The organism is Pseudomonas sp. ICBG1301 (assembly GCF_016918385.1).
GTDB classification, from domain to species: Bacteria; Pseudomonadota; Gammaproteobacteria; order Pseudomonadales; family Pseudomonadaceae; genus Aquipseudomonas; species Aquipseudomonas palleroniana.
Genome location: NZ_JAEKGB010000004.1, coordinates 162,624 through 186,366, shown reverse-complemented (window position 1 = coordinate 186,366; position 23,743 = coordinate 162,624). Strand labels below are relative to the sequence as shown.

Sequence of the window (23,743 nt, the reverse complement as noted above, 5' to 3'; positions counted from 1 at the left end):
GTTGCCTGACCTCTAGTGCTCCGGCGTATCCTTGTGGTTATCCAGCGTCTCCAGCAAGGCGACCTGCATCCGCGTATGCACGCGGATGAACCACCGCCAGAGCACCGCCGCCACCGCCGCGGTGACCACGGCGATCAATACCAGTAGCTTGTTGGTCGGCAGGATACTGGCCGACAAGGCTGCCAACAGCAGGAAGATCACCAGCAACGACAGGATCGGGATCAATTCGGCGATCACCCGTCGTACACGCTGGGTATGCCGCCCGGCCATCTCCGGTTTCACGCTCATCTCTGCCAGTAACATCGACAGCGCCTTGAGCTTGCGATACGCCGCAATCAAAAACGGCAACGACAGCAGCAGTGCTCCCCCCCAGATCAATGCCTTTTGCCAGCTCGGATCACTGATCCAACCCTGCAGATACCCACCGATACGTACCGCAAAAAAGCTGCCGGCGAAGAAGATCGCCACCACCAGCGCCAGGTTCACTCCCACCTGCAGGATGATCTTGCGGATCATCGACGCCAGCATCGCGCCTTCCCCTTGAGGCTGAATGCTGCGCAACCATTCGCCATACATCCCGAACACCCGGCCCAGGCGCTTGGGCATCACCGCAGCAAGCTTCAACGACAGTGGGTCGGCCCCGCGAATCAAGTACGGCGTAAGCAGCGTGGTGATCGCCGACACCGCCACTGCCACCGGATACAGAAAATCGCTGGTCACCTGAAGCGTCATCCCCAGCGCCGCGATGATGAAGGAAAACTCGCCAATTTGTGACAACCCCATGCCCACCCGCAAGGAAGTGCGCCCATCATTGCCGGCGATAAAGGCGCCCATGCCGCAGGAAAGCATCTTGCCCAGCACCACGGCTACGGTGATCACCGCAATCGGCCAGGCGTACTGCAGCAGGATCTGGGGGTCGATCATCAGGCCGATGGCTACAAAGAAAATCGCGCTGAACATGTCGCGAACAGGCTCGATCAGGCGTTCGATCTTAAGCAACTGCCTGGATTCGGCCATGATCGCACCGATCAGGAACGCCCCCAGCACCATGCTGTATTCGAGCTTGACCACCAGCAGGCAAAAGCCGAAACACAGGCCCAGCACTGTGATCAGCAGCATTTCGTTGCTGTCGAACTGGGCCACGTAGGCCAGCAGGCGTGGCACCAGCAAAATGCCGATGACCAGCGCCACAATCATGAACAGTGAAAGCTTGCCCACGGTGGAGAACACCTCACCGGAACTGACTGTGCCACTGACGGCAATGCTCGACAGCAAGGCGATAATGCCGATGCCAAGAATGTCTTCGACGATCAGCACACCGAAGATCAACTGGGCGAAACGCTGGTTTTTCATCTTCAGGTCATTGAGCGCCTTGACGATGATGGTGGTCGAGGAGATCGCCAGGATCGCGCCGAGGAACAGCGAGTCCATGGTGTTCCAGTCAAACCAGCGGCCGATTTCGTAGCCAATCCAGACCATCAGGATGATCTCCAGGAAGGCTGCGATAAACGCCGTGGCGCCCACCTTGAACAGCTTGCGCAGGCTGAACTCCAGGCCCAGGCAGAACATCAGGAAGATCACCCCCAGCTCGGCAAGGGTCTTGATGGTGTCTTCGTCGTGAATCAGGCCGAACGGCGGGGTATGCGGGCCGATGATGAAGCCGGCGACGATGTAACCCAGCACCACCGGCTGCTTGAGGCGATGAAACAGGATGGTAACAACCCCTGCCACCAGCATGATCACGGCCAGATCCTGGATAAAGCTGATGGCGTGCATGGCGAGGGGCTCCTTGAGGGTACCGGCGCTTTTCCCACTTCCACCCGCGCCTTTGAACTGTCGCAAAGTGCGGAGGGAAAAGTCTGCCTTGATCGTAAGAAATGCCCTGAGATGGGCTTTTGAAGGTTAACACCGCGACTTCCGACAGAAAGCCGGTGCAATATATGGAAACAGATCGGTCCCGGCGTGACGGCAAGCCGCCCACCGGCGTCCCGTTAGGGAGAACGCTGCAAAGATTTCAGCACCCGCAGAGGTGCCCCCCAACCGATGCCTACAACCCGTGAGTGTGCTATGGAACCCGGAAACGCCCAGCTGTCGATGACGGTATTGATGACCCCTGACATGGCCAACTTCTCAGGCAATGTCCACGGCGGCACCCTGCTCAAATACCTCGACGAAGTGGCTTACGCCTGCGCGAGCCGCTATGCCGGGCGCTATGTCGTCACGCTGTCGGTCGACCAAGTGATTTTTCGCGAACCGATCCATGTCGGCGAGCTGGTGACCTTCCTCGCCTCGGTCAACTACACCGGCAACACCTCAATGGAGGTGGGCATCAAAGTGGTGACCGAGAACATCCGTGAGCGCTCGGTGCGTCACACCAACAGCTGCTTCTTCACTATGGTGGCCGTGGACGACCAGCGCAAACCTGCCGCCGTACCGCCGCTGCAGCCACAGAACAGCGAAGACAAACGCCGGTTCGTGCAGGCCCAGCAGCGCCGGCAGATCCGCCAGGAGCTGGAAAAGCGCTACCAGGAAATCAAGGCTGACGCTTGATCACAGCCCGATCGGTGTAGCCTCGAAGCGCACCCGTGGATGAGCGATACGATCCTGGGCTCGCACCAGTTCCAACTCGTAACTGGCGCAGGCCTGGGTTTCCAGCAGGACTTCATGCACCGCTGCCGCCGTGAACTCGAAGGCTGCCAACAGGCTGTCGCCCAACAACACCCGCGCCAGGAACAGCCCGGACGTCAGATCGCCCACCCCCACCGGCTGGCGCGGGAAAGCCAATAACGGCCGGCGCAAATGCCAGCTACCTTCCGCCGTCACCAGCAGCATCTCGAAGCCATCCGGGAGTTTGCCCGGATAATCCAGGTGCTTGACCAGCACCGCTTTCGGCCCCCGCGCCAGCAACGCCTTGGCCATGCCAAGGCAGTCGAACAGCGATTGCGGCTTGCGCCCGGCAAAGCTGTCCAGCTCCAGTTGGTTGGGGCACAGGAAATCTGCCATGGCAGCGGCTTCATCGAGCAGGAAATCGCTGACTTCCTGAGGCACGATGCAGCCTTTTTCCGGATGCCCCATCACCGGGTCGCACAGGTACAGGGCCCTGGGGTTGATGGCCTTGATGCGCGCCACCCCCGTGAGAATCGCACGCCCCTGAGCGGCGCTGCCCAGGTAACCGGACAGCACCGCGTCGCAGTTACCCAGCTCACCAATCGCGGCAATACCTTCCACCAGCGCCGGAATTTGCTGTGGCGCCAACACTTCTCCTGCCCACTGGCCATACTGAGTGTGGTTGGAGAACTGCACCGTGTTGAGCGGCCAGACATTCACCCCGACCCGCTGCATGGGGAACACGGCGGCGCTGTTTCCGGCGTGGCCAAAGACCACATGAGACTGGATCGCAAGCAGATGAGGTGTGCGTTTCATGCGGGAGATTTCCGTAAAGCCATTGAAATTCTGGCCGGGCAGTATGCGACTAAACGCAGCCTGTACGACAGACCAGCGACACAGTTAAGCTGCTCTCACTTTGTTGGAGTTCATCGCATGCTGACCCTGGGAAACATCTTTGTGTTGATGCTGCTGGCGACCGGTGCCGCCTGGGTATGGCACAACCACGGCCTGCGCGAGCGGGCGCTGGAACGGGTCAAACAGCATTGCGCCAAGCTCGACATCGAACTGCTCGATGGCGCGGTGGCGTTGAAACGCATCGGTTTTGTGAAGGATGCCAACGGACGGCGGCGTCTGGCACGCATCTATAACTTCGAGTTCACCGTGACCGGAGAAACCCGTCATCCTGGGACCATTACCCAGTTTGGCGCCCACAGCGCCCAGATCGAACTGGCGCCCTACCCGTTCGAGATCAAGACTCCCCTGCCCAGCGCCGAGGTGATTGAGCTGAGCCAGTGGCGTCAGGACCACGCCACCAAACACCGTCACTGACGGCAGGCGGCCAGCGCATGCTGCAACGCGGCCACGTCCTGTGGTTCGCTGAAAATCAGTTCCAGGCGTGAATCGCGCCGCCATTCGCTGGGTTGCCAGCTGAGCGGGCTGTTATCCACAGCGTTAGCCGAAACCCAGCCTTCGCCGCTGTGGATAACCAGCTTGGCACGACGCCATTCGAGGCTTGCCAGCCATTGATCCAGGCGCCGCGTATCGAATTGCTGGCTAGGGTGCCAGCGCCATCCGATGCTCCAGCCGCCCTCTTGAGATTGGCTCAGGCAAATAGGCTGCGCGGGGTCGTTCCAGACGGTCGGGATCTGCGCAAGACGGGTGGGCATTGGGATGTTATCCACAGCCGTCGTCGCATTTGAACTCAAGCCTGGCAATTGCGCCAACGGCAGTTGCGCCTTCCGGGTCCAGTAAAGCGGGTAGCCGGGCAGTTGTCGTTCAATAGCCGTGCGCTGAGCGGCATCCAGCGACTCATCCTTGTTCAGGACCAGCAGGCCGGCATGGGCCAGTGTTTCTCGTTGCGCTTCGGGCAAGACTTTGCCCGCCGCCAACGCCTGGGCGTCCAGCACCAGCACACAGGGTTGCACCGCCAACACCTGCTGCCAGGGCGCGTCCCGCAGTTGCTTGAGTAATTGCGCCGGATGGCCCAGGCCCGAGGGCTCTATAAACAAGCGATCCGGCTTGGCCTTACGCAGCAAACGGCCCAGGCCCACTTGGAAAGGTGCACCGTTCACACAACACAGGCAGCCTCCGGCCACTTCACCCAGGGCAATGCCATCGTCCTCCTGGGTGAGCAAAGCGGCGTCCAGGCCGATCTGTCCGAACTCGTTGATCAACACGGCCCAACGTTCGTTGGCCGGGCGCTGGGCAAGCAGATACTTGATCAAGCTGGTCTTGCCGGCCCCTAATGGCCCGGCAATCACATGGGTGGGAATGTTCTGCAGCATGAGGGGCATCATTCAGGGCGTGTAGAAAGCTTGATCCTACGCGGTTATGCAAGCCAATCCAGCGTCAGGATCAACCGTCGCTCATCTGCGTTGAGCGCTGGTGAGCGGTGAATCAAACCATGCCCTTCATTGCCATGCCATTTAGTGCCCTTGAGCAGAGCGACTTCGCCACAGCGAATCTGTTCGATGCGCTCGACGGGTTCGGCCTGCGGCTGACCCAGTTTACGGCGGTCCATCTCCCCTTCGCGCAACCATTGGCTACCGACCCCGGCATAGGTGGTGATCAATCGCACCGGCACATGGTCGACGTGAAAACGTGGGCACATGGCCTTGTCCAACAGCCGCAGGCGCACCCCCACCCGCTTGGCGCCCAACAGACACGCAAAGGCGCTGACCAGCCACGACACATCGGCGATAAAACCTTCGTAGCCTTCCAGATCTCGGCAACCGGACGCCAAGCCCTGCAAGTCCGGTACGGCATTCTCATGGTTAAGCTCGATCACCAGGGACTCGGCCAACGGCTCGTTGAGCGCCACCAGCAAGGCACCAAACTCAGCGATATGCAGCGGTAATGGGCGCTGCCAGAGTGCCAGGTTGACGCCGTCTTCAAGAATGTCGGCCAGCGTCAGTGGGGTTTCGCCGCATGTCTGGCGGATCACCGGCAACGGTGTGATAACCGGGGCGAGCATCAGGCTGCAACCTCTTCATACCAAGGGCCGAAGGGATCGACCAACTGACGCCATCCTTCGACGCCCAGGGCCATTTCTTCATCGGTGAGCAGGCACGCGTCCAGTTCGGCGCACATCCGGGCGAAGTCGATGTTCTGGCCGATGAAGACCAGTTCCTGGCGACAGTCGCCGGTGCTCAATTGCCAGTTGCCCATGATCGCCGCGATGCTTTCCTCATCTTGAGGCCACTGGCTTTTCGGCACAAAACGCCACCAGCGACCGGCGAAGCCATGGCGCATCAACCCTCCCGCCTGAGACCAACTGCCTGCATCCTGATGTTTGCTGGCCAGCCAGAAAAAACCCTTGGAACGCAGCAGCTTGCCGTTGACCCACGGACGGTCGATAAAGTCGAAAAAACGCTGCGGATGAAACGGACGACGCGCGCGGTATGCCGTGGACGCGATGCCGTACTCCTGCGTCTCCGGCACATGCTCACCGCGCATTTCCTGCAACCAGCCCGGCGCCTGAGAGGCGCGCTCGAAGTCGAAGCGGCCGGTGTTGAGGATCTTGGCTAACGGCACTTCGCCCATGACCATCGGGATGATTTCCGCGTGGGCGTTCAGGCGTTCAAGAATGGCCATCAGCTCTTCGCGCTCGCGGCTGCTGATCAAGTCGATCTTGCTGATCAGGATCACGTCAGCGAACTCGATCTGCTCGATCAGCAGGTCGGTGATGGAGCGCTCATCCTCTTCACCCAGGGTTTCACCCCGCGAGGCCAGGCTGTCGGCGGCCTGGTAGTCGAGCAGGAAGTTCATGCCGTCGACCACCGTGACCATGGTGTCCAGGCGGGCAATGTCGACCAGGCTCTGCTCGTTTTCATCGCGAAAGGTGAAGGTTTCAGCCACGGGCAACGGTTCGGAAATGCCGGTGGATTCGATCAGCAGGTAATCGAAACGACCCTCCTTGGCGAGTTTTCCGACTTCTTCCAGCAAGTCTTCACGCAAGGTGCAGCAGATGCAGCCGTTGCTCATTTCCACCAGTTTTTCTTCGGCACGATTGAGCGTGACGTCACGCTGAACTTCGCTGCCATCAATGTTGATTTCGCTCATGTCGTTGACGATCACGGCTACCCGCAGGTTTTCGCGGTTGCGCAGGACGTAGTTGAGCAGCGTGCTTTTACCGGCGCCGAGAAAGCCGGACAACACAGTAACGGGGAGACGGTGGGTCATCAGGTAATCCTCATCAGGGGGCCGGTCAAATCGCCCGTTTATGGCGTTCGCGCAGCTCTTCACGTTCTTTGGCTTCGATACACAGGGTGGCCGTGGGACGCAGCAGCAAACGTTGCAGGCCGATGGGCTCGCCGGTCTCACGGCACCAGCCGTATTCACCGCGGGCCAGCCGCTCCAAGGCGTCGTCGATCTTGTCCAATAGCTTCTTTTCGCGCTCCAGCAGGCGCAGTTGCCATTGGCGCTGTTCTTCGGCGCTGCCGACATCCGCCGGGTCGCTGTTGGTTTCCTGCTCGCGTAACGCCAGGAACTCGGCGTCGATACGCGCTTGCAGCTCATTGCGCTGGGCCAGCAACAGCTCGCGGAAGAAGCCTTGCTGGGCCTCATTCATGTAATCGGCGGGCGGTTGGGCCAGGAGGTCTTGCTCAGTCATGGGAAACGGTTCATGGGTCAGGCGGTTTTTAATGTTATAGTATAACAACACAAATAAGCCAATCCCCCTTGCTCGTTACGACGAAGGGCGCAATGCTGGAACACTCTCTTGTTGCGAGAACCCCGATGAAATACCTGTTGTGCGCGCTCTTGTTGGCTGCGGCAGGCCAAGCCCACGCTCAAGCGCCGAGCCTGCTGGCCAATTGCACGCGCAGCGCCAACTTGCTGGCCTGTGTGGACCCATTGGGGAACGCCTATAGCGTGGCGACTGTCGGCAGCACCACGTATTTGCGCGGGTTCGAAGTGATCGGCAAACGCTACTGGGCGCAGACCAACAGCCGTTACGGCCAGCTGACGTTCTTTACCGGTTTGGCGTCCGATGGTGAGGCGTGGGTCGGCTACACCCGGCGCGTGGGCTGGACCACCCTCAACCGATTCTCCAGTTCAGGTGGTGCCAGCGCCAAGTTCACGTGCAGCCGTATCACCGGTTGTTAGACCTGGCCGTTCTTTTGCTCTTGAACCCAGGCCATGTAGCTGTTCATCGGCGGGTTCTTCTGGAAGTATTTTTTCAAGCCTTCGAACAGGCCATCTGCTACCGCTTGTTGATGACGCGCCGTCACCAGCCGCTGAGCGTCCTGAGTGTTGGAGATAAACCCGGTTTCCACGAGGATCGACGGCACATCCGGTGACTTGAGCACCGCAAAGCCTGCCTGCTCGACGCGTTTCTGGTGCAGCGTGGTGATGTTTTGCAGGCTGCCCAGTACCGAGCTGCCCAATTGCAGACTGGACGCGATGGTGGCGTTCATCGACATATCAAGAATCACCCCCGCCAGCATCGGGTCCTTGTCCTTGAGATTGAGCAACGTGGTGGCGCCGAGGAGGTCCGCGCCGTTTTCGCGCTGAGCCATGAAGCGCGCCGTGGCAGAGGTAGCCCCCCCTTCGGAGAGTGCATACACCGACGCCCCGGAGGCCGTCAGCCGTGGCGCGGCATCGGCATGCACCGAGATGAACATATCGGCTTTGTGCTGACGGGCGATGTCCACACGCTTGCGCAGCGGCACGAAGAAGTCGTCATTGCGCACCAGTTTCACGGCAAAGCCCTTCTCGCGCTTCAAGCGTTTAGCCAGCAATTGGGCGATGGACAGCACCACGTCTTTTTCGCGCTGGCCTTTGGAGCCAACGGCACCTGGGTCCTTGCCGCCGTGGCCGGGGTCCACCACCACGATGATGTCACGCTTGGGGTGCGCTTTATCTAACGTCGCCGCTGATGCAACCGCTGGGGGCGCCGTTTCTGAGGCAATCAGGCGAGGCGCGTGGGTGGCATTAGTCAGGTCCAACACCAGGCGGTGACCTTGGCCATCCTGCGGCGGTAAGAGAAAACTGTTGAGCTGCATCGGCGCGGCCAGGTCCAGCACGATACGGGTGTCGTTTTTGCCGAAATGCCCGGAGCGGATCGAAGTGATCCCACTGTTTTTCAATGCCAGCTGAGAAAAATCCCCCGCGAGCCCGGCACCATTCAGGTCGATGATCACCCGTTCCGGCGCGGTCAGGGAAAAGGTCTTGTATTGCACCGGGCCGCTGAGATCCAGCACCAACCGCAGTTTGTCATCCGAGCGCCACAGGCGCGCATTGCGAATCTGCGTGGCGTAAGCCCCCAAAGGCAAGGTGAACAGGGGACTGACCAACAGCAAGTTAAGGAGCTGACGTCTGTGCATGGCAAATACCGCGAATAAAGGAGCGTCCCTGCTCGACTTGACTGAAGAAAGGCTGAAGCAGAAAAATCATCGTCGATTCAATAGTTATAATATAACATGTCTTTTTATTTCCAACGATGGACCTGCCCATGAATGCGCTGACTCTGCCGGATATTGCCGCGCAGGCTTCACGCCAAGCCTTGCCACTCGATTGGGTGGGCATGTGCGGCATCGCCCTGCCCATCCTTATCGATGGCCAACGCCTGACCGCCACTGCCGACGCCGGCGTCAGCCTGGACGATGGCGCGGCCCGTGGCATTCACATGTCACGCTTGTACCTGGCCCTGGAAATGCTGGATCAGCAGCTTCTGACGCCTGCACTTCTGCGTAATGTACTTCAACGTTTTCTCGACAGTCATGAAGGATTATCTAAGAACGCTTACTTGCGTATTCACACGGATCTGCTGTTGAAACGCCCGGCTCTCGTCAGTCCATTGGCCGGCTGGAAAAGCTATCCGGTGAGCATCGAAGCGCGTCTGGAAAACCAGATGTTCCACGTGGAACTAAAAATTGACGTTACCTACTCCTCAACCTGCCCATGCTCGGCGGCCCTCGCCAGGCAGTTGATTCAGCAGCAATTTCTCCAGGATTTTGCCAATACACAGTTGCAGCATGCGGACGTGTTGACCTGGCTCGGCAGCGCCAGCGGCGTCGTTGCCACTCCCCATAGCCAACGCAGCAGCGCCCAATTGCACGTTCAACTGCAAGGCGAGCACCTGCCCTTCACTGACCTGATCAATGCCGCAGAAGCCGCCCTGGGCACCGCCGTACAGACCGCAGTGAAACGAGCGGACGAACAAGCCTTCGCCCTGGCCAACGGGCAGAACCTGATGTTCTGCGAAGACGCCGCCCGCCGCCTGAACCTCGCCTTGAAACGCTCGGATGCCGTCAAAGCCTTCCACCTGAAAGTGATCCACGCCGAAAGCCTGCACGCGCATGATGCCGTGGCTGAAAGCCGCTGGACGAGACCCTCTGCATGATCACCTGCACCGCCTTACGCTGGGGCGCTCCCGGCCAGCCACTGACGCCCGCCCTGGATCTCACGCTGGCAAAAGGCAGCCTCACCGGGATCATTGGTGCCAACGGCACCGGCAAAAGCAGCCTGCTCAAAGTCATCGCCGGCCTGCAAAAGCCGCTGGCCGGCAAAGTCAGCGTGGAGGTGCCACGCCGCGGGGGCTTGTCGTTCCTGCCCCAGCAACAACACCTCGATCGCCAGTTCCCCATCAGCCTGCAAGAGTTGGTCGCCGCCGGCTTCTGGGGCACCCAGCTCAGCCCGGAGCAACGCAGCCAGCGTCTGCAAACAGTACTGAAAGACTGGTGCCTCAGCGGCCTTGAGCACCGCCCATTGATGGCGTTGTCGGGTGGCGAATTGCAGCGTGCACTGCTCGCTCGCATGAGCCTGGCTGAGGCGCCAGTCTTGCTGCTGGATGAGCCTCACGCGGCGCTCGATGAAGAAGGCCAAGCCCTGTGCTGGAAACATGTACATGCCTGGCATGAGGAAGGCCGCACCGTGGTTATCGTTTGTCACGACCTCGCCGCCGTGCGCCATCACACCCAGCAAGTGGTACACATCAAAAGCACTGGCTGCGTGTTCGGGTCGAGCCAGGAACTGATTCGTCCACAACCGCACATGCAGGTGGCTTGATGCATTTCACCGCCCACCTGTGGCTGCCCTTCCATGACTTCGTCTTCATGCGCCGCGCGCTGATCGGCGGCCTGGTGCTCGCCTGCAGCACAGCGCCGCTCGGGGTATTCCTGATCCTGCGGCGCATGAGCCTGATCGGCGACGCCGTCGCCCACGGCATCCTGCCCGGCGCCGCGCTGGGCTTCTGGTTCGCCGGCCTCAGCCTGCCTGCCTTGACCATCGGCGGCCTCGGCGCAGGTCTGAGCATGGCGGGTTTATCCGCATGGATCACCCGCCGCACCGGCCTGCGTGAAGACGCCAGCCTCGCCGCCATCTACCCCATCTCACTCGCCGCCGGCGTGCTGATCCTCGGCCTCGCCGGCAAGCGCCTGGACCTCTTGCACCTGCTGTTCGGCTCCGCCCTGGCCGTGGATGAAACCACTTTGACAGGCATGCTCTGGGTGTCCGGTTTCAGCCTGGTCGCCATGGCACTGATCTATAAGCCGCTGCTGCTGGACACCCTCGACCCGCTGTTCCTGCAAACCGTCAGTCGCCTCGGCCCTCTCGCACACGGGTTGTTCCTGACCCTGGTGGTGCTGAACCTGGTGATCGGCTTCCAGGCCATCGGCGCATTGATGGTGGTGGGCTTGATGATGTTGCCGGCCATCGCTTCACGCTTCTGGAGCCGGCGCCTGCCGGTGTTGATCGCCGTCTCGGCGGTGCTGGGATGCCTGTCGGTGTGGTTGGGCCTGTTGTTGTCGTTCTACTACTCGCTACCCAGCGGCCCGGCCATCGTGCTGGTGGCTGGCGGCGGGTACCTGCTGTCCGTGGTCTTCGGTCCGGTGCACGGCTTGCTGCGCCGCCCGCCTTTGCTTACATCCCAATGAGGTGTTTCCCGATGCGCGCTCTACTCGTGCTGTTCAGCCTGCTGCTACCGCTGTCGATGGTCCAGGCCGCCGACAAACTCCAGGTGGTTACCAGCTTCAGTATTCTCGATGACATCACCCACCAGATCGGTGGCGATCATATCCAGATCAGCAACATGGTCGGCCCCGACGCCGACGCCCATACCTACGAGCCCACCCCGGATGACGCCAAGGCGCTGCTCAAGGCCAAGCTGATCATCAAGAACGGCCTGGGTTTCGAGCCGTGGCTTGACCGCCTGGTGACCAGCACCGAAACCCAGGCGACCGTGGTCACCGCCAGCAAAGGCGTGATTTCCCACACCATGGAAGAAGACGGTGAAACCATCCCCGACCCACATGCCTGGCACAACCTGGCCAACGCCGAAATCTACGTGAACAACATCACCAAGGCGCTGGTGGCAGCCGACCCGGCCAACAAGGCCGACTACCTGCGCAACAGCCAGGCGTACCTGAAAGAGATCTACCGCCTGCTGGCCGAAGCCAAAACCAAATTCGGCGCACTGCCGGCGGGCAACCGTCGCATCGTCACCTCCCATGACGCGTTCGGCTACCTGGGCCAGGCCTACGGCATCCAGTTCCTGGCACCTCAGGGCCTGTCGACGGAACGTGAGCCTTCGGCCGCCGAAGTGGCCGCGCTGATCACCCAGATCCGCAAAGACAAGGTCAAGGCCGTGTTCATGGAAAACATCAAGGACTCGCGCCTGCTCAAGCAGATTGCAGACGAAAGCGGCGCGCAGATCGGCGGCACGCTGTACTCCGACGCCCTCGCCGCAGAAGGCCCGGCCAGCACTTTCACCGGGCTGTTCGAATACAACCTCAACACCCTGTGCGCCGCCCTGAGCAAACCATGACCTTGTGCATGCTCGACCGGGAAAAGACGGCCCCTGGCAATTACGTCCCTATCATTACGGAGCCTGACGCATGATCCGCAAGAACCCTTCCGGCGATCTCCCAGTGATCGCCGAATCGGCCTACGTCGACAAGACCGCAATCATCTGCGGCAAAGTCATCATCGGCGAGAATGTGTTCGTCGGTCCCTATGCCGTGATCCGCGCCGACGAAGTCGACGCGTCCGGCGACATGGACCCCATCACCATCGGCGCCAACTCCAACATCCAGGACGGCGTGGTCATCCACTCCAAATCCGGCGCGGCGGTGACGATTGGTGAGTTCAGTTCCATTGCGCACCGCTCCATCGTCCACGGCCCCTGCACCGTCGGCGACCGGGTGTTCATTGGCTTCAACAGCGTGCTGTTCAACTGCGCCGTGGGCGACGGTTGTGTGGTGCGCCACAACTCGGTGGTCGACGGCCGCGACTTGCCCGCCGCCTTCTACGTGCCGTCCACCACGCGCATCGGGCCTCACACAGACCTGTCGCAGTTCCCGCCGGTCAGTGTCAGCGCCTCGGAGTTTTCCGAAGATGTGGCCCGCACCAACGTCGACCTGGTGCGGGGTTACAAAGCCCTGCAAAACGAGTTCTGAACCATGAGCCGCCTGCTGATCCGCAATGCCCGCCTGGTCAATGAAGGCCTGGAGTTCGACGCCGACGTGCTAGTTGCCAATGGTCGTATCGAGAAAATCGCCGGCAGCATCGAAGGCGGCAACGAGCCGGTGGAGATCGACGCCCAAGGCCAATGGCTGCTGCCAGGCATGATCGACGACCAGGTGCACTTTCGCGAACCTGGCGCACCGGACAAAGGCAGCTTCTACAGCGAGTCCCGCGCAGCGGTGGCCGGCGGCATCACCAGTTTCATGGACATGCCCAACACCCACCCCGCCACCCTGACCCTGGAGGCGCTGGCCGATAAAAAGCGCCGCGCCGCCTTGAATTCAGTGGCCAATTACGGCTTTCACTTTGGTGTGAGCAACGACAATCTCGATACCGTGGCCGCCCTCGACCCACGGGAAGTCGCCGGGGTCAAAGTGTTCATGGGGGCCTCCACCGGTAATATGCTGGTGGACGACCCGCGTATTCTGGAGCGACTGTTTGCCGAAGTGCCGACCCTCCTGCTGGCCCACTGTGAACACACGCCCAGCATCCTGGCCAATGAGCAGCGTCTGCGCGAGCGCTTCGGCGAACGGATTCCCGCCGTTGCCCACCCACTGATCCGCGATGCCGAAGCCTGTTACCGCTCGTCTTCGTTTGCCGTGGAGTTGGCCCAACGTCACGGCACCCGGTTGCATGTGTTGCACCTGACCAGCGCGCTCGAACTGGCTCTGTTCGAAGACAAACCCTTGTCTGAAAAACGCATCACCGCCGAGGTCTGCGTGCACCACCTGTTGTTCGATGACCGCGACTATCACCGTCTTGGCCACCAGATCAAGTGCAACCCGGCCATCAAGACCCGCGCCGACCGCGACGCTCTGCGCCGTGCCTTGTTGAGTGATCGCCTGGATGTCATCGGCACCGACCATGCCCCGCATACCTGGGCGCAGAAACAGCTAGGCTATCGAGAAGCGCCGTCCGGGCTGCCGCTGGTGCAGCATGCGTTGCCGGCATTGCTGGAGTTGGTGGCTGACGGGCACCTGCCGCTCACCACGCTGGTGGCGAAGACCAGCCACCGAGTGGCTGACCTGTTTGCCATTCCCGAACGCGGCTACTTACGCGAAGGCTATTGGGCCGACCTGGTGCTGATCCGACCCGAGCCCGAAGGCAAACCCGTCAGCAGTCAACCGATCCTGGCACGCTGCGGCTGGACACCGTTTGCCGAACGCAGCTTTCGCCACAGCGTCAGCACCACATTGGTGTCCGGCCACCTGGCGTGGCACAACGGCCAGGTCGTCGACAGTTGCCAGGGCTTGCCCCTGCATTTTTTGCGTTAAGCGCGGGGTTTGACCGTACCGCAGTCGTTGCCCAGCCACTGGGCGTGGGTGTCGAGGCTGCCCTTCTGCTGGATGCCGGTGGCATTGAAGGTGCCGTTGACGGTGGTGCTGAACTCCTTCTGGCTCTGGAAGGTGGCGACGCCACTGCCTTGGGCTTTCGGGCAACTGAAACGGAATTTCCACTGGTTGCCGGTCTTGTCGGTCACTTCCTGCCTGCAACCCGATTGCGGGTCGGTCAGCGGGATCGAATCGGAGGCGACCTGAGCAGGCGTGAGGCACACCTGCACGCCTTTGCCGGCCATGGTGATGCCCTGCTTTTCCAGCATTGCACGTTGTTCGGGAGTCATCTGTTGCTTGAGCTGACCGAGGATCAGCGAAAGGTCCGGCAAGTCCTGGTTATCAACTTTCATATTGCTGGTAGTCAATTCCCACAACCCCGGCGCCAGCATCTGCGCCTGAGCCGCCACGGGCAGCGACAATCCAACAACCATGGCCAAACCAAGCAGACGAGCATTCATCGAGTAACTCCTGGGTAATTGTGGGCGTTAGACGCCGCAAAGGCGCCAGTGTTGCACGGCAAATAAAATAGCGACATTCGCAGCCGTTCATGGTCTGTTAGGCAGTCGATTGTCTGGAGATATGTCGTCCATGGATTTTTTTGGCCCGCACCTGCTCGCCTACTTCATTGCCACGCTGCATTTTCTCGGGACTCTCGCCGCGATCCACGCTGTGCTGACCGTCAGGACCGCCCAAGGCTCGATCGCCTGGGCGTTGTCGTTGATGTTCATGCCCTACCTCACGTTGATCCCTTACCTGATCTTCGGCCGCAGCACCTTCGACGCGTACATCCAGGCACGCCGCCAGGCCAACCAGGAAATGCACACCGCCATTGCCGAGCTGAACTGGCGCCCTTGGGTCGAAGAAGCCCTCGCCGCACGCAACTCCAGCGCCTACGCGTCGCTGCGCGCAATGCCCAAGCTGGGACGCATGCCGTGCCTGGCCAACAACCAAGTGCGCTTGTTGATCAATGGTGATGCCACCTTCAGTGCAATCTTCGACGCGATCCGCAGTGCCAGGAGCGCCGTGCTGTTCCAGTTTTTCATCATTCATGACGACGAACTGGGCAGGCAGTTGCATGCTCTGCTGAAGGAAAAGGCTGCCCAGGGCGTAGCCGTATATATGTTGTATGACCGCATCGGCAGCCATGCCCTGCCCCATCACTACGTGCAATCGCTGCGCGACGCAGGCGTACAGGTCAAGGCGTTCGCAACGCGCAGCGGCTGGCTCAACCGTTTCCAGGTCAACTTCCGCAACCACCGCAAGATCGTGGTGGTGGACGGCATCACCGGGTTTGTCGGCGGGCATAACGTCGGTGACGAATACCTGGGCAAAAAGCCGCCCCTGGCCCCGTGGCGCGATACTCACGTACACGTGACCGGCCCGGTGGTGGCGTGCCTGCAAGAGTCGTTTGCCGAAGACTGGTTCTGGGCCGCGCGCAAGTTGCCGCCGCTGATCCTGCCGGACGCCTACCCCGAAGACGGCGTACTCTGCCAACTGCTCGCCAGTGGGCCGGCCGACTCGTATGAAACCTGCTCACTGTTTTTCGTCGAAGCCATCCACGCGGCAACCGAGCGGGTGTGGATCACCAGCCCGTATTTCATCCCCGATGAGGCCGTGTTCTCCGCGCTGCGCCTGGCCGTGCTGCGCGGCGTCGACGTACGCCTGCTGCTGCCTTCACGTCCCGACCACCGCATCGTCTACGCTGCGTCCAGCCTTTATGCGATCGAAGCCGTACGCGCCGGGGTGCGCGTGTTCCGCTACACGCCGGGCTTTCTGCATCAGAAAGTGGTGTTGGTGGACAGCGAAATCAGCGCGATCGGCAGTGCGAACATGGATAACCGTTCGTTCCGACTGAATTTTGAAGTGATGTTACTGACGGTGGATGAGGCGTTTGCCGGCGAAGTTGAGCAAATGCTGATGGACGACTTCGCCCTGGCCCATGAAGTCAGCCAGGAAGAAAGCCGCGAGACCCGCCGCCTGCAACAACTGGGCATGCGGGTCGCACGACTGATCTCCCCGATTCTCTAAATGTGGGAGGGGGCAAACCCCTCACCACACTTGAACTCAGGTGTCTTGAACGTCAGCGGTAGAGATCTTCCCGTGTCCACGGCAGTTCATGGCTGCCATCGGCATGGGGTTTCACCGCCAGGATCTGGTGCAGGTTGATCCAGCCCCGCGCAAACGCATAAGCGCAGCCTGCCAGGTACAACCGCCAAATCCGCAAGGCCTGCTCCGGCACCATCTGCGCCGCCGCTTCAAGGTTGTCCTCAAGGCGCTCGCTCCAGTGGTCCAGGGTGCGTGCGTAATGCAGGCGCAGGCTTTCGACGTCGACCACTTCCAGCCCGACTTCACTGATCTCGGCGGTCATCATCGCCAGGTGCGGCAACTCGCCGTTGGGGAAGACATAACGCTCGATGAAGTCCCCGGCGCCGCGGCCGACAGGACGACCGTCAGTGTGCTTGGCGGTAATACCGTGGTTCATCACCAAACCGCCCTCGCGCACCGCGCCAAACAGGGTTTGGCAGTACTGCGCCAGGTTGGCGTGGCCGACGTGTTCGAACATGCCCACGCTCACCACCTTGTCGAACCGGCCATCCTGAGGCAGGTCACGGTAGTCGAGCAATTGCAGGTCAACCTGGTCTTCCAGGCCCTCGGCTTTCACCCGTTCCCGGGCCAGCGCCAACTGCTCCTTGCTCAAGGTGATGCCAAATACCTTGACCCCGAACTCCCGCGCCGCAAAGCGCGCCAGCCCACCCCAGCCACAGCCTACGTCGAGCAAATACTCACCCGGCTGCAACCGCAGTTTGCGGCACAGGTGGCGAAATTTATCTTGTTGGGCCTGGTCGAGGGTTTCGCTGCCGGTTTCGAAATAACCGCAGGAGTACGCCATGTCCTGATCCAGCCACAGCTGGTAGAACTCGTTGGACAGGTCGTAATGGTAGGAAATTGCCGCAGCGTCGGTGGCCTTGTCGTGGATCGAGCGCACCGGACGACTCCCCTCGTCGTCGTCGATCAGGGCATGACTGAGCTCGTCACACACCCGGATGACCTCGGAAATGGAGCCTTCCAGCTCCAATTTGCCCTCAACGAAGGCTTCGCCCAGTGAATCGAGCGTTGGATGGGTCAGTTGGGACACGACCGTGGGGTCCTTCACCACGATGGTCACACTGGGCGCAGGGCCCAGGTTGAATTCATGGCCGTCCCAGAGTCGAAGACGCAGCGGTAGCTGAAGATTCTGTAAGGCCGGTGGAAGTTGCGCGAGCATGAGTAGTCCCCCCTTGTTTCAGACGTCTGGAGTGAGGGTAGACCATCAGAAGACAAAGTAGGAGGCTATCGAATTGATAGTGCTCTTCTATGGGGCTCTACGTTCGAGCAAACCATCCTGGACCCACTGCTTAAGCCACGTAACCGCCTGCAGTGGCGCACCCTCTGCATAGGTGACTACCAATTGCGCGCACAGTTCTGAAAAATTCCAGCCGGTGGTCACCATTCCGGCCAGGGCAAACGCTTCATCAGGTTCAAGGCTGCGGTAGTGGCACACGTTCTGGTGCCGCCATACCAGGCAGATGTGTGCCGGCGCCAGTGCGTGACTGCCGGGGAAGTCCGACTGATCCTTGCTCGCGCGCCATATCGCCACGCTGTTGAAATGGCACGGCATCTGCTGCACCGAAGGTACCAGGGCGACCTGTAAACCCGGCCAGTCTGCAGGCGGCAGCTGCGCCATGTCATCCAAGCCAAGCGGCTCACCCTGCGGTGCATCGAATGCCAGGGTAAAGGCCCATTCGAGCCGCGCCAGTTCGGCCAGCGGCGCGCTCTGTTCAGCCACCAAATGCTCGACGATAAACGCAGGGAACCGCTCGCCCAGCCAGCGCAAGCTGTAATGGGCAGACGGATAACGACGCACGTAGGCTTCGGTCAGAGACGCAAACTCATCATCCCCCAGCCAATACCAGATGGCGCCGAAGTCATGCCGCAGCACTTCCTGCAGCCGCGCCAGGTAGGCGTTGTGATAGATCGCCAGGCCCGTGTCGACATCCAGCGTCGGCCCACCCAGCAACGTGTCGGCAAAACCGCTGTTGGCCGCCGGGGTTGCGGATAACAGATGCTGCTCAAAGGCCAATTGCCAGTCGGTCAGGCGCATAGCGACCTCCTGGCCAGCGCAGCAGCGCCCAGTTCACGGGCCTTGCCCAGCTCGGTGAGCAACTCTTCAAACGGAGGAAAATGATCGTCGCGCTCCAATAGCGTCGAGATCGGCCCCAGGTGTTCCAGGGTTTTTTGATACAGCGCCCACACCGGATCGCACACGGGATGGTCATGGGTATCGACTACATAGTCGCCGTAGTCCATATGCCCGGCCAGATGCAGTTGGCGAATGCTGTGTGGCGGCAGGTTGCGGATGAAAGTCCAGGCATCGAAGCCGTGATTACGCGAGCTGACGTAGACGTTGTTGACGTCCAGCAACAACTGGCAGCCCGTCAGGTGGGTCAAGGCATTGAGGAATTCCCATTCGGTAAATTCATCCGCCTTGGAACGCACATAGCTGGAGACGTTTTCCAGCACCAGTGGACGCTGCAGTACGTCCTGCACTTGCAGAACACGGGCCGACACGTGGTAAAGGCTCTCCTCGGTATAGGGCAACGGCAGCAAATCATGCAACTGATGCGCGCTGCCGCGGCTCCAGCACAGATGATCGGAAACCCACGCCGGTTGCAGACGTACGGCGAGCTGTTTGATTTGCTTCAGGTAATCGGTATCGAGGGCATGCGGCCCGCCGATGGACAAGGACACGCCATGCATCACCAGGGGGTAGCGCTCGGCTATCGCCTCCAGGTAATACAAGGCTTTACCGCCCTGGACCAGATAATTCTCGGAGATGACCTCGAACCAATCCACCGCCGGTGATTGTTCAAGGATCTGCTGGTAGTACTCACTGCGCAGGCCCAGGCCGTAACCCAGACTCGGAAAGGAAGCGGACATGATGCACTCCTGGGCAAAGTGTCCGCAGCGGCAAAGGGCATCCGCTGCGGTTGCACTCGGTTGCCGATTACTCGCCGACTTTGCCGCCAGCCGCGTCACACGCTGCCTTGCTCATGGCCTTGAAGCCGTGGCCTTTGCAGACCGCCTGACCTTTGCAAGCATTTTCAGCGGTTTTGCAGTCATTCATGCCTTTGCAAGAAGTCACACCGTAGCAATGAACAGTAGCGTCGGCGGCCTGTACCTGGGTAGCAACACCAGCAAACATAGTGGCGGCAGCGATGGCCAGGGCAGCACCGGAAACGGCATTCTTGATGTTCATTTTTGGTTCCTCAGAGTTCGATAGTGGGTGCCGGTCTGAACGGTTTGTTCAGTCTCGACACACCACTAGAGTGAGGTCCCTTGGCGGCGTTACAGCCTTTTGAAAAAACTTCCGGAAATTATTCCTCGAGCTTCAAAAGCGGCTCCTGGAAACGCAATAAACGCCCAGCATTGCCCAGTACCAACAACGTGCTGAGGTTATGCAATACCGCTGCAATCATTGCGCCTGCGGCCCCCAGCCAGCCAAAGGCGGCGAACACCACGATCGCCAGGGTCCACCCCAGGCCGATGACGACGTTGACCTGCAAAGTGTGTCGACACTGCCGGCTCAAGCGCACACAGGTACCCAGACGCCGCAAATCGCTACCGATCAGCACCACATCCGCCGATGCCAGGGCGATGTCCGCGCCACCGGCGCCCATCGCCACGCCGACCACACCGGCTTTGAGCGCCAGGGAGTCGTTGATACCGTCGCCCACCACCATCGGGCGGAAACCACTGCCGATCTCGCCCAGCACGCGGTTGAGCTTGTCCTCCGGCAAGGCTTGCGCCTCGACATCGCTGATGCCCACGTCCAACGCCAGGCTGTCGGCGACGCTTTGACGGTCGCCGGTCAGCAGCAGTTGGCGTCCCAGGCCCAGCTCGCGCAGCTCTTGCAGCGCTTGGCGTGCTTCCGGCTTGACGCTATCGGCCAGCAGCAGCCAGGCCAGGAACTGCCCATTCAACGCCAACCCGGCAATCGGGCCGTCGTGGTTCGGAACGGACGTTGTCGCGATACCCAATTGTTCGAACAACTCCGGCCGGCCCAGCGCGGCTTCGCCCTGTTCGGTCTGCGCCACCACGCCCAGGCCCTGGCGTTCGCGGATGTCGGTCAGTGCGAGTATTTGCTCCTGGGCCGCCAGGCCCGCCAAGGCACGGCTGACCGGATGACTGCTGGCCGAACCCAGGCTGGCCGCCAGATTCAACAACACCTGCCGATCCGGTGCGGTGGTTTCGATCGATTGCAGACGCAAGGTGCCGAAGGTCAGCGTGCCGGTCTTGTCGACCACCAACGAGGTCAGGTCCGCCAATTCCTCCAGGAACGCCGAGCTGCGGATCAGGATCCCATGCCGGGCCGCCACGGCGATCCCGGCAATCGCCGTGGCCGGTGCCGATAGCACCAAGGCACACGGGCACGCCGCCACCAGCACCGCCAGCATTGCCTGGGCGTCATTGGTCACAAACCAGGTCACCGCCGCCAACAACAGCACCAGTACCATATAACTGCCGGCATAACGCTCCAGCAGCCGTGTGATCGGCGGCTTGGAGCGTTCGGCGTTCTGCATCAGCGCGATCACCTTGCCCAAGGTCGACTCGTTACCGGTGCGGGTCACTTCCAGGCGCAGCAAGCCGTCGAGGTTGATCGCCCCACCAAACACCTGCACCCCCACGCTGGCTTCCAGCGGCACCGATTCACCAGTGATCGGCGCCGTATCCAGGCTCGCCTGCCCCGACAGCACCACGCCATCAGCCGGCACCCGATCACCGGCGCGCACTTCGACGATATCGCCAGTGTTCAGCGTTCCGTTATCCACTTCGACAATGTTGCCGTCGGCCTGCACCAACCGCGCATGGCTGCGGGTCAGTTTGCCCAGGGCATGGATCGCCTCCTGGGAGCCGATCACGCTGCGCTCCTCCAGCACGTGACCGAAGATCATGATGATCGGCAGCAACGCAGCCGTCAGCAGATCGCCCGTGGCCCAGGCACCGAGCATGGCCAGGGCGATCAGTTGATCGGTGATCCCGTGCAGGCTGGGAAAACGCAGGCTGTACCAGGCCGAACGCATCACGGGTACGGCCACCAGCAACGATGCCACGCCCAGCAACAACTGACTCACGCCTGTCTGGTCCGGCGCCAGCCAGCTCCACACCAAGCCCAATATCAACAACCCCAGGGCCAGCATGGCCAAGGTCAATTGCCGGGCAGCACTGCGCTGCTCGGCTGAAGTCAGCATGGGTGCGCTCATTGTTCGGCTCCCTGGATAATCAAGCGGGAGTCGTCTTTAGGATCGACCGTGGTCACGGAGCCGGCCTGGCCGAGAATTTTCGGTAACCGCTCGCGATACAGACGCAGCAGTAAGCCGGGGTCTTTCACCTGGGCCAGGCTGGCGACGGTGGCGGTTTGCGCCTGGGCATTGGCCAGGCGTTCGCTGGCCTGGGCATGGGCGACCTGCACCAGGCGGTCAGCCGTCTGGTTGGCGGTTTGGGTGAGTTTTTCCGCGTCGGTGCGCGCATTGGCCACCGCTTTATCAGCTTGCTGGCTGGCGGTCAGTACCGCGTTGAACGCATTCACCGCCGGGCCCGGCAGACTCGACTGCACATCGACGCGAGTGACTTCGATGCCCAACCCCAAGCCCGTAGTGGCCAACTCGGCCAACCGTTTATTGATGCCCTGCACCAAGTCCCCGCGCAGTCGCTCGCGGCGCTCGGCGGCGCCGTTGTCGGTGCCTATCAATTCAGGGCGCGCCACCAGGATCGTGTCCAGATCGCGCGCGGCGGTCAGGGCCACGGCGCTGCGGGTGACCAGGCGATCCAGGGCCGGCAGCACATGCTCGCCCTGCAGCACAAACGCGTAGGGCTCGGTGACCTTGTAGAACACCCGTACATCCAGCTGTACCACGCCGGCATCACCGGTCAACAGGTAACCGGAGCCGGCCAGGGAATCGCTTAACGGCGTGGCGAAACTGGCCACGCGATCAGCCTGCGTCGCCGCATCGGAGCGCAGCAGGTTCTCCACTCGACGCTCGATCACGCGGTCCGCCGCCGGCAACAGCACCACTTGCTCGAACGGCTGCGGCCAGGCCAGTAGCAGCCCGGCATTCTGAATCCGATCCAGTGCGCCGAAGTGCAACACCACCGCACGATTCTGCGGGTCGATCTGGCGCACGTTGGAAAACGCCCAGGCCAACGCCGCCAAAACGGTCACCGCGTACAGCGCCACGAAGGTCAGGCGCCCGGCCTGGATCCATGGGCTGTCCGGGTTGTCACGCTCGATCATGGCTGAATGTCCTTGGGCCCATCGACCAGTGCGCGGAACGGCGCGGCGTCGGTGCGCAAGATGATCTTGGTGCCTGGCGTGACCACGGTGCCCAAGGTATCCAGCGAACGCAGCAGGTTATACAGCTGCGGATTACCTGCGTAAGCGCGGCCATAAATTTGCGCGGCTTCGACCCGCGATTGCGCTTCGATATCGGCGGCTTTCACCGTGGCGTCAGCCTGCACGATCCGCGCATCGCGCTCGGCAGCGGAACGAATCTGCGCGGCTTCACGCTTGCCCACGGCAGTGCGCTCGGTGGCGATGGTTTCACGTTCGGCACGCATGCGGTCGACGGTAGCGGTGAGGGTCACTGACGGTAAGGTCAGACGCTCCACGCCCACTTGCGCTACGCGCACGCCATAGGTAGTGAGCAATTGTTGATCAATCTGCTGACGCAACTGCGCTTCGAAATCGGCGATGCGCACCTGGCTGGCGTCAGTGTTGATCAGGCTCGACAGATCGAAACTCGCCGCCGTGGTTTCCAACGCTGAGCCCACGAACGTGCGAATCTGCCGCGCCGCTTCATCCGGCTGGTTCTGCACGGCGCGCATAAAACGCTGCACATTGTCGGCATCGCCCTGCACCTGCCACACCACGTAAGCCTGCACGATGATGCGCAAGCCATCGCGGGTGCCTACGTCCTGCAAGCCGCTGGAGGTTGTGCGCAGGCGCAGGTCCACGGGGATCGCCGCTTCGAACGGCGCCGGCCAGCGCCAGCCCAGGCCCGGCTCCAGCAGTACCCGCGACGGGTTGCCAAAGCGCGTTATCACCGTGGCTTCGCCGGAACGCACCTGCACCAGGCTCGCCGCCGCCACCGCAAACAGCACCAGCACCACGGCCCAGGCCATTCGCCGCCAGGGGAAGGGGCCAGCGGCGTGTTCATCACCGTGATGGTGGTGGCCATGATGATGGTGGTGGTGGTGACCGTGGTCATGATCGTGAGAATGAGCGCTCAACAGACAAACTC

The 23,743-nt window shown here is 61.2% G+C and carries 25 protein-coding genes; 10 read left to right on the top strand and 15 right to left on the bottom strand.

Translation table 11 applies throughout. The features are described 5' to 3' along the window. Positions 1–12: 12 nt before the first annotated feature. A complete protein-coding gene (locus JBE38_RS10925) occupies positions 13–1,776 on the bottom strand; it encodes a cation:proton antiporter (protein WP_090367880.1) in 1,764 nt (587 codons plus the stop codon). 291 nt (positions 1,777–2,067) lie between these two features. On the opposite strand from JBE38_RS10925, the gene JBE38_RS10920 reads away from it, so the two are divergent. Next, positions 2,068–2,550 (top strand): acyl-CoA thioesterase, encoded by a 483-nt coding sequence (locus tag JBE38_RS10920; RefSeq protein ID WP_016978672.1) that lies wholly within the window; start codon positions 2,068–2,070, stop codon positions 2,548–2,550. Here JBE38_RS10920 and pdxY read toward each other — a convergent pair whose 3' ends face one another. Continuing rightward, positions 2,551–3,423, bottom strand: coding sequence for a pyridoxal kinase PdxY (pdxY, locus tag JBE38_RS10915; protein ID WP_104995055.1), 873 nt, complete (start codon positions 3,421–3,423; stop codon positions 2,551–2,553). Positions 3,424–3,540: 117 nt separating this feature from the next. Here pdxY and JBE38_RS10910 point away from each other — a divergent pair, with 117 nt between their 5' ends. Then, on the top strand, positions 3,541–3,936 hold the full coding sequence (locus JBE38_RS10910; RefSeq protein ID WP_060756613.1) for a DUF3301 domain-containing protein: 396 nt from the start codon (positions 3,541–3,543) through the stop codon (positions 3,934–3,936). On the opposite strand, the gene JBE38_RS10905 is transcribed toward JBE38_RS10910, so the two are convergent. Genes JBE38_RS10905 through dksA form a run of 4 tightly spaced genes read right to left on the bottom strand, consistent with a single transcriptional unit; the run spans position 3,930 to position 7,219 of the window. Beyond that, the gene (locus JBE38_RS10905) at positions 3,930–4,892 is read right to left on the bottom strand and encodes a CobW family GTP-binding protein (RefSeq protein ID WP_205344290.1); all 963 of its coding nucleotides are present in this window, start codon (positions 4,890–4,892) and stop codon (positions 3,930–3,932) included. The two genes, JBE38_RS10910 and JBE38_RS10905, sit on opposite strands and share 7 nt — an antisense overlap. 44 nt (positions 4,893–4,936) lie before the next feature. Next, a complete protein-coding gene (locus tag JBE38_RS10900; RefSeq protein ID WP_090367874.1) occupies positions 4,937–5,581 on the bottom strand; it encodes a DUF1826 domain-containing protein in 645 nt (214 codons plus the stop codon). Then, on the bottom strand, positions 5,581–6,789 hold the full coding sequence (gene zigA / locus JBE38_RS10895; RefSeq protein ID WP_205344289.1) for a zinc metallochaperone GTPase ZigA: 1,209 nt from the start codon (positions 6,787–6,789) through the stop codon (positions 5,581–5,583). The genes JBE38_RS10900 and zigA overlap by 1 nt, the downstream gene beginning before the upstream one ends. A gap of 25 nt (positions 6,790–6,814) precedes the next feature. Continuing rightward, on the bottom strand, positions 6,815–7,219 hold the full coding sequence (gene dksA / locus JBE38_RS10890; RefSeq protein WP_060756609.1) for an RNA polymerase-binding protein DksA: 405 nt from the start codon (positions 7,217–7,219) through the stop codon (positions 6,815–6,817). Between the two features lie 125 nt (positions 7,220–7,344). Here dksA and JBE38_RS10885 point away from each other — a divergent pair, with 125 nt between their 5' ends. Then, the gene (locus JBE38_RS10885; RefSeq protein WP_060756608.1) at positions 7,345–7,713 is read left to right on the top strand and encodes a hypothetical protein; all 369 of its coding nucleotides are present in this window, start codon (positions 7,345–7,347) and stop codon (positions 7,711–7,713) included. Here JBE38_RS10885 and JBE38_RS10880 read toward each other — a convergent pair. Then, on the bottom strand, positions 7,710–8,933 hold the full coding sequence (locus tag JBE38_RS10880) for an N-acetylmuramoyl-L-alanine amidase (RefSeq protein ID WP_090367870.1): 1,224 nt from the start codon (positions 8,931–8,933) through the stop codon (positions 7,710–7,712). The genes JBE38_RS10885 and JBE38_RS10880 overlap by 4 nt on opposite strands. Positions 8,934–9,061: 128 nt before the next feature. On the opposite strand from JBE38_RS10880, the gene folE2 reads away from it, so the two are divergent. The 6 genes from folE2 (at position 9,062) to JBE38_RS10850 (ending at position 14,345) form a co-directional block, all read left to right on the top strand. Next, entirely contained in the window at positions 9,062–9,952 is an 891-nt protein-coding gene (gene folE2 / locus JBE38_RS10875; protein WP_205344288.1) for a GTP cyclohydrolase FolE2, read from the top strand. Then, a complete protein-coding gene (locus JBE38_RS10870; protein ID WP_205344287.1) occupies positions 9,949–10,617 on the top strand; it encodes a metal ABC transporter ATP-binding protein in 669 nt (222 codons plus the stop codon). Before folE2 ends, JBE38_RS10870 begins: the two co-directional genes overlap by 4 nt. After that, complete coding sequence (locus JBE38_RS10865; protein WP_205344286.1) at positions 10,617–11,483, top strand: metal ABC transporter permease; 867 nt, start codon at positions 10,617–10,619, stop codon at positions 11,481–11,483. The genes JBE38_RS10870 and JBE38_RS10865 overlap by 1 nt, the downstream gene beginning before the upstream one ends. Positions 11,484–11,494: 11 nt before the next feature. Then, positions 11,495–12,373 (top strand): metal ABC transporter substrate-binding protein, encoded by an 879-nt coding sequence (locus JBE38_RS10860; RefSeq protein ID WP_205344285.1) that lies wholly within the window; start codon positions 11,495–11,497, stop codon positions 12,371–12,373. A 70-nt stretch (positions 12,374–12,443) separates the two neighbouring features. After that, entirely contained in the window at positions 12,444–13,004 is a 561-nt protein-coding gene (locus JBE38_RS10855; protein ID WP_060756602.1) for a gamma carbonic anhydrase family protein, read from the top strand. Between the two features lie 3 nt (positions 13,005–13,007). Further along, complete coding sequence (locus JBE38_RS10850; protein WP_090367859.1) at positions 13,008–14,345, top strand: dihydroorotase; 1,338 nt, start codon at positions 13,008–13,010, stop codon at positions 14,343–14,345. Here the strand turns inward: JBE38_RS10850 and JBE38_RS10845 are convergent. After that, positions 14,342–14,863, bottom strand: a complete 522-nt coding sequence (locus JBE38_RS10845; protein ID WP_090367856.1) for a DUF3617 domain-containing protein — start codon at positions 14,861–14,863, stop codon at positions 14,342–14,344. The two genes, JBE38_RS10850 and JBE38_RS10845, sit on opposite strands and share 4 nt — an antisense overlap. A 130-nt stretch (positions 14,864–14,993) precedes the next feature. On the opposite strand from JBE38_RS10845, the gene cls reads away from it, so the two are divergent. After that, the gene (gene cls / locus JBE38_RS10840) at positions 14,994–16,433 is read left to right on the top strand and encodes a cardiolipin synthase (RefSeq protein WP_205344284.1); all 1,440 of its coding nucleotides are present in this window, start codon (positions 14,994–14,996) and stop codon (positions 16,431–16,433) included. Between the two features lie 52 nt (positions 16,434–16,485). Here cls and cfaB read toward each other — a convergent pair whose 3' ends face one another. From cfaB to hflC, 7 genes are all read right to left on the bottom strand, one after another. After that, positions 16,486–17,670 (bottom strand): C17 cyclopropane fatty acid synthase CfaB, encoded by a 1,185-nt coding sequence (gene cfaB, locus JBE38_RS10835; protein WP_060756598.1) that lies wholly within the window; start codon positions 17,668–17,670, stop codon positions 16,486–16,488. Between the two features lie 87 nt (positions 17,671–17,757). Continuing rightward, positions 17,758–18,546, bottom strand: coding sequence for an HvfC/BufC N-terminal domain-containing protein (locus tag JBE38_RS10830; protein ID WP_205344283.1), 789 nt, complete (start codon positions 18,544–18,546; stop codon positions 17,758–17,760). Then, positions 18,537–19,382, bottom strand: a complete 846-nt coding sequence (gene bufB, locus JBE38_RS10825; protein ID WP_205344282.1) for an MNIO family bufferin maturase — start codon at positions 19,380–19,382, stop codon at positions 18,537–18,539. The genes JBE38_RS10830 and bufB overlap by 10 nt, the downstream gene beginning before the upstream one ends. A gap of 67 nt (positions 19,383–19,449) precedes the next feature. Beyond that, positions 19,450–19,701: a BufA2 family periplasmic bufferin-type metallophore gene (gene bufA2, locus JBE38_RS27655; RefSeq protein ID WP_060756595.1), complete on the bottom strand. Its 252-nt coding sequence runs from the start codon at positions 19,699–19,701 to the stop codon at positions 19,450–19,452. Positions 19,702–19,819: 118 nt separating this feature from the next. Further along, a complete protein-coding gene (locus tag JBE38_RS10815) occupies positions 19,820–21,706 on the bottom strand; it encodes a cation-translocating P-type ATPase (protein WP_090367850.1) in 1,887 nt (628 codons plus the stop codon). Continuing rightward, positions 21,703–22,737: a protease modulator HflK gene (gene hflK / locus JBE38_RS10810; RefSeq protein ID WP_060756593.1), complete on the bottom strand. Its 1,035-nt coding sequence runs from the start codon at positions 22,735–22,737 to the stop codon at positions 21,703–21,705. Before hflK ends, JBE38_RS10815 begins: the two co-directional genes overlap by 4 nt. After that, the gene (hflC, locus tag JBE38_RS10805; protein WP_205344411.1) at positions 22,734–23,735 is read right to left on the bottom strand and encodes a protease modulator HflC; all 1,002 of its coding nucleotides are present in this window, start codon (positions 23,733–23,735) and stop codon (positions 22,734–22,736) included. The genes hflK and hflC overlap by 4 nt, the downstream gene beginning before the upstream one ends. Positions 23,736–23,743 lie beyond the last annotated feature (8 nt).